We start from the raw sequence: 4880 nt of genomic DNA on the forward strand, positions 1-4880 counted from the left end.
TACCTCAACGCCCGCCCGATCACCACCCCGTTCGGGCTCTACGACTGCGACGTGCCCTGCGACGGCGCCGTCGCGGTCGTCGTCTCGGCGGTCGACGCCGCAGCCGACTGCCCTCAGCCCCCGGTGTTCTTCGAGGCCGTCGGCACCCAGATCATCGAGCGCACCGACTGGGACCAGACCACGTTGACGCACGAACCGCAGGTGCTGGGCCAGGCCGCGCACCTGTGGACGCGCACGTCGATGCGTCCCGCCGATGTCGACGTCGCCGAACTCTACGACGGCTTCACGTTCAACTGCCTGTCCTGGCTGGAAGCGTTGGGATTCTGCGGTATCGGCGAGGCCAAGGACTTCCTCGACGGCGGTGCGGCCATCGCCCGCGACGGCGTGATCCCGCTGAACACGCACGGCGGTCAGCTGTCACACGGACGCACCCACGGCATGGGCCTGGTGCACGAGGCCGTCACCCAGCTGCGCGGCGAGGGCGGCGAGCGGCAGGTCACCGACGCGAACGTCGCGGTGGTCAGCAGCGGCGGGCTGACGCCCAGCGGCGTGCTGCTGCTCCGGACGGAGGCCTGAGGCGTCCGTGACCGAGCCCGCACCCCGCCCCCGCGTCGTCGTCGTGGACGGCGTCCCGATGTCAGGGCTGGTCAGCGCGGCTGAAGAGCCACGTGCGGTGATCGTCGCGGTGCACGGCGGAGCCACGTCCTCGGCGTACTTCGACTGCCCCGGGTATCCGGAGCTGTCGCTGCTGCGCGCGGCCGCCGAGCGCGGATTCACCGCGATCGCCCTGGACCGGCCCGGTTACGGCGCCTCGGCGGTGTACGCCTCAGAGTTCGCCGACCCCGCCCGCCGGGTCGGCGCCGCGTTCGCGGCGGTGGACAAGATGCTCGGCGCTGAAGGCCGCGGGGCGGGACTGTTCCTGGTCGGCCACTCGGCCGGTTGCGAGCTGGCGCTGCGGATGACGACGGCCGGCGCGGAGGTCATCGGCGTCGAGCTGGCCGGTACCGGCCTGCGCTACAGCGAGAACGCCAGGAGCATCATCAGCGAGGCAACCATCACCTCGCGGCCGGCCGGACTACGGGATCTGTTGTGGCAGCCCACCGATCTCTACCCCGACGATGTGCTCACCGGAGCGCTCTCGGCCCCGGGGGTGGCCTACGAGTCCGAGGTCACCGCGAACTGGGCGCGGCGCGACTTCCCCGCCATCGCCGCAGACGTGCAGGTCCCGGTTCAGTTCAGCGTCGCCGAGCACGAGAGCGTGTGGGAGTCCAGCGCGCAGGCACTTGCCTCGATCACCGGATTGTTCACCGGTTCACCGCACGTCGGGCTGAACCCCATGGGGGCCAGCGGTCACAATCTCAGCGTCGGCAAGACGGCCGGCGAGTATCACGCAAAAGTGTTGTCGTTCATCGAAGAATGCATCGCGCGCTGCGGCCGCGATCGAGACGAAGAGGAGGCGAACTGATGCGCGTCGGATTCATCGGTCTGGGCAGTCAGGGCGGACCCATGGCTCGGCGGATCGCCGAAGGCGGATTCGAGACCACGCTCTGGGCGCGCCGGCAGGCCAGCCTGGAGCCCTACGCCGACACCCCGGCCAAGACGGCGGCCACCCCCGCCGAAATGGCCGCTGCCAGCGATCTGGTGTGCCTGTGCGTGGTCGGTGACGACGACGTGCGCCAGGTCCTCGACGGGGAGAACGGTGTGCTGGCCGGACTGGCCGAGGGCGGGATCGTCGCGATTCACAGCACCGTGCACCCCGACACCTGCCGCGAGATCGCGGAAAAGTGTGCTGCGCAGGGCATTTCGGTGATCGATGCTCCGGTCAGCGGTGGCGCACCCGCCGTCGAGGAAGGCACCCTGCTGGTCATGGCCGGGGGCGATGAGGACGTCGTGGACCGCTGCCGGCCGGTCTTCGGGACCTACGCCGATCCGATCGTTCACCTCGGGCCGCTGGGTGCGGGTCAGAGCACCAAGATCCTCAACAACCTGCTGTTCAGCGCGAACCTGGGAAGTGCGGTGAGCACGCTGGAGCTGGGTGAGGCGCTGGGCATCGCCCGCGACAAGCTCGTCGATGTCCTCAACCGGGGATCGGCGACGAGCAAGGCGGTCGGCAGCATCTCGATGTTCGGCGGCACACTGGAGGGCCTCGCACCGATCGCCGGGGCGCTGCTGCAGAAGGACGTCCGGCATGCGGCCAGCCTCGCGGCTGCCGCCTCGGCGCCGGAAGGGGCGGTGTTCACCGCCGCCGACGCGGCGCTGGAGTCCATGGAGCACGGCCGATGAGCGCTTGCGCGAAGAGAAGAGCAGTACGGTGAGCCGGGTCGGTTTCGTCGGCGCCGGCCGGATGGGCGCACCGATGGCGCGCCGACTGGTCGAAGCTGGTCATGACGTGCGGGTGCTGGGCCGCACCCCCGAGAAGCGGGAAGCGATCGGCGAACTGGGCGCCACCGCGGTGAGCACGCTCGCCGAGGTCGCCGAGGCCGCCGATGCGGTGGTGCTGTGCGTGTTCACCGACGATCAGGTCACCGACATCTGTGCCGATGACGGGCTGCTGGAGATGATCCCGGCCGACGCGGTGCTGATCATCCACACCACGGGCAGCCCCCGCACCGCGCAGGCGCTGGCCGCCCGGCGCCCGGGATTGGGGGTGCTCGATGCGCCGGTCAGCGGCGGACCCCACGACATCGCCGCCGGTCACATCACCCTGTTCGTCGGCGGCGACGAGGCCGTCCTCGAACGGGCCCGCCCGGTGCTGTCGGGCTACGGTGATCCGATCCTGCACGTGGGCGGACTCGGGGCCGGTCAGTGGGTCAAGTTGATCAACAACACGCTGTTCGCCGCGCATCTCGGCGTACTGCGTCAAGCGGCTGCGTTCGGTGCCGAGGTGGGCGTCGACGAGGCGGGGCTGCTCAGCGCCGTCTCGCACGGCAGCGGCGCCAGCAAGGTGGGTGACATCGTCGGGACGCGCGGATCGGTGCAGGGCTTCATCGATTCGGTCGGCGAGTTCATCGGCAAAGACGTCGCGGTGGTCCGCACCATCGCCGCGGAGGCGGGAAACGACCTGGGACTGCTGGGGCCGCTGCTCGACAGCGTCGTGCCGGCGCGGTCCGAATCATGAGTTTCGCAAAATCCTTGGCGCGAAGCCTGAGTGCTGGATAACGCCAACTGTTAGCGTTACAGTTGTTTCGACTACCGTAACGCTTCCCGGCCCTCAGCCAGCCGCGAAGGAGGAACCCAATGACTGCTCCCAAGCTCGTCTTCAACCCGGTCTCGCAGGAGTTTTTCGACAACCCCTACGAGATCTACCAGCGAATGCGTGACGAGGAGCCGCTGTACTACGACGAGACAGAAGACTTCTACGCGCTGACGCGGCACGCCGACGTCGCCGCGGCCTTCAAAGACCACGAGTCCTTCTCGTCCGCCCGCGGGTGCGACCTCGGGATGGTGCGTTCGGGCGAGGTGCCGCAGAAGTCGATCATCTTCATGGATCCGCCCGACCACCGGCACATGCGCAGCCTGCTGAACAAGGCGTTCACGCCGCGGGCCGTCCAGGCGCAGCGCGACACGGTGATCGAACTCGTCCGGCACTACCTGGACAAGGCCGACCCGGACAACTTCGACGTCGTGCAGGATTTCTCCGGCCCGTTCCCCGTCGAGGTGATCACCCGGATGGCTGGCGTGCCCGAGGAGTACCGCCAGCAGGTGCGGCACTGGATCGACACCAGCCTGCACCGCGAGCCGGGGCAGATCGACTGGAGCGAGGAAAACCAGCAGGCCAACATCAACTCGGCGATGTACTACTTCAGTCTCGTCGAGGAGCGCCGCAAGAATCCGCAGGAAGACATGATCAGCCGGCTCATCGCGGCCGAGATCCCCGACGACGAGGGCAACCTGCGCAAGCTCGACGACATCGAGATCACCGCGTTCGCGACGCTGCTCGGCGGCGCCGGCGCCGAGACGGTCACCAAGCTGATGGGCAGCGCGGTGGTGGTGTTCGCCCAGCACCCCGAGCAGTGGCAGATGCTGCTTGAAGATCGCAGCAGGATTCCGGACGCGGTCGAGGAACTGCTGCGCTATGTCGGCCCGGTGCAGTACAACGTGCGCTACAGCCTGCGCGACGTCGAGTTGCCCAGCGGCACCGTGCCCGCCAACAAGCCGGTGTTCCTGATGGGAGCGGCGGCCAACCGGGATCCGCGGGCGTTCACCGATGCCGAGACGTTCGACATCACCCGCGACCGCACCCAGTCGCAGAACCTCGGCCTCGGGTACGGCATCCACAGCTGCCTGGGCGCGGCGCTGGCCCGGATGGAGAGCGCGATCGCGCTGGAGCACCTGCTGGATTTCATGCCGCGCTTCGAGGTGGATTTCGACGGTCTGCAACGGGTGAGCATGCAGAACGTCGCGGGCTATCACCACGTGCCCGTCAAGGTGTTGCGGTGAGCAGGGGATCCCGATGACGCAGAAGATCGAAGTCGATTTCGGCCTGTGCGAAAGCAACGGGGTGTGCATGGGCATCATCCCCGAGGTGTTCGATCTCGACGACGACGACTACCTGCACGTGCTGCAGGACGAGGTGACCCCGGACAACGAGCAACAGGTCAAAGAAGCTGTCCGGCAGTGCCCGCGGCAGGCCATTTCGATCGTCGAGGCCTGACCGGGCCCGGATGCGGTTCGTCCTGGTCCACGGCGGGTTCCATGCGGCGTGGTGCTGGGAGAAAACCGTCGCGGAACTGCGCGCGCTGGGACACGAGGCGGTAGCGGTCGACCTGCCCGGCCACGGGGCACTGGTCGATCAGGAGTCCACGCTGGCCAACCGCCGGGATGCCGTCGTCACCGCGATGCAGTCCGGGACCGGCCCCTGCGTGCTGGTGGGGCACTCC

At 68.5% G+C, this 4880-nt stretch carries 7 protein-coding genes; all 7 read left to right on the forward strand.

Annotation, left to right across the window (positions count from 1 at the left end; translation table 11 throughout):
• On the forward strand, nucleotides 1–576 hold a 576-nt coding region (locus ACN27A_RS33655), incomplete at its 5' end, for a thiolase family protein (protein ID WP_421458919.1).
• A 7-nt stretch (nucleotides 577–583) separates the two neighbouring features.
• Complete coding sequence (locus tag ACN27A_RS33660; protein WP_421458921.1) at nucleotides 584–1465, forward strand: alpha/beta hydrolase; 882 nt, start codon at nucleotides 584–586, stop codon at nucleotides 1463–1465.
• Nucleotides 1465–2283 carry an NAD(P)-dependent oxidoreductase gene (locus ACN27A_RS33665; RefSeq protein ID WP_421458923.1) on the forward strand — a complete coding sequence of 273 codons (819 nt, stop codon included), beginning with the start codon at nucleotides 1465–1467 and terminating at the stop codon, nucleotides 2281–2283. The genes ACN27A_RS33660 and ACN27A_RS33665 overlap by 1 nt, the downstream gene beginning before the upstream one ends.
• 4 nt (nucleotides 2284–2287) lie before the next feature.
• A complete protein-coding gene (locus tag ACN27A_RS33670) occupies nucleotides 2288–3118 on the forward strand; it encodes an NAD(P)-dependent oxidoreductase (protein ID WP_421458925.1) in 831 nt (276 codons plus the stop codon).
• A 119-nt stretch (nucleotides 3119–3237) separates the two neighbouring features.
• Nucleotides 3238–4440, forward strand: a complete 1203-nt coding sequence (locus tag ACN27A_RS33675; RefSeq protein WP_421458928.1) for a cytochrome P450 — start codon at nucleotides 3238–3240, stop codon at nucleotides 4438–4440.
• A 13-nt stretch (nucleotides 4441–4453) separates the two neighbouring features.
• On the forward strand, nucleotides 4454–4654 hold the full coding sequence (locus ACN27A_RS33680; protein WP_421458930.1) for a ferredoxin: 201 nt from the start codon (nucleotides 4454–4456) through the stop codon (nucleotides 4652–4654).
• A gap of 10 nt (nucleotides 4655–4664) precedes the next feature.
• Nucleotides 4665–4880: alpha/beta fold hydrolase (locus tag ACN27A_RS33685; protein WP_421458932.1), on the forward strand; the 216-nt coding region annotated here is incomplete at its 3' end.

Origin of the sequence: Micromonospora sp. WMMD737, from assembly GCF_049179055.1 — a bacterium.
GTDB lineage: Bacteria > Actinomycetota > Actinomycetes > Mycobacteriales > Micromonosporaceae > Micromonospora > Micromonospora reichwaldensis.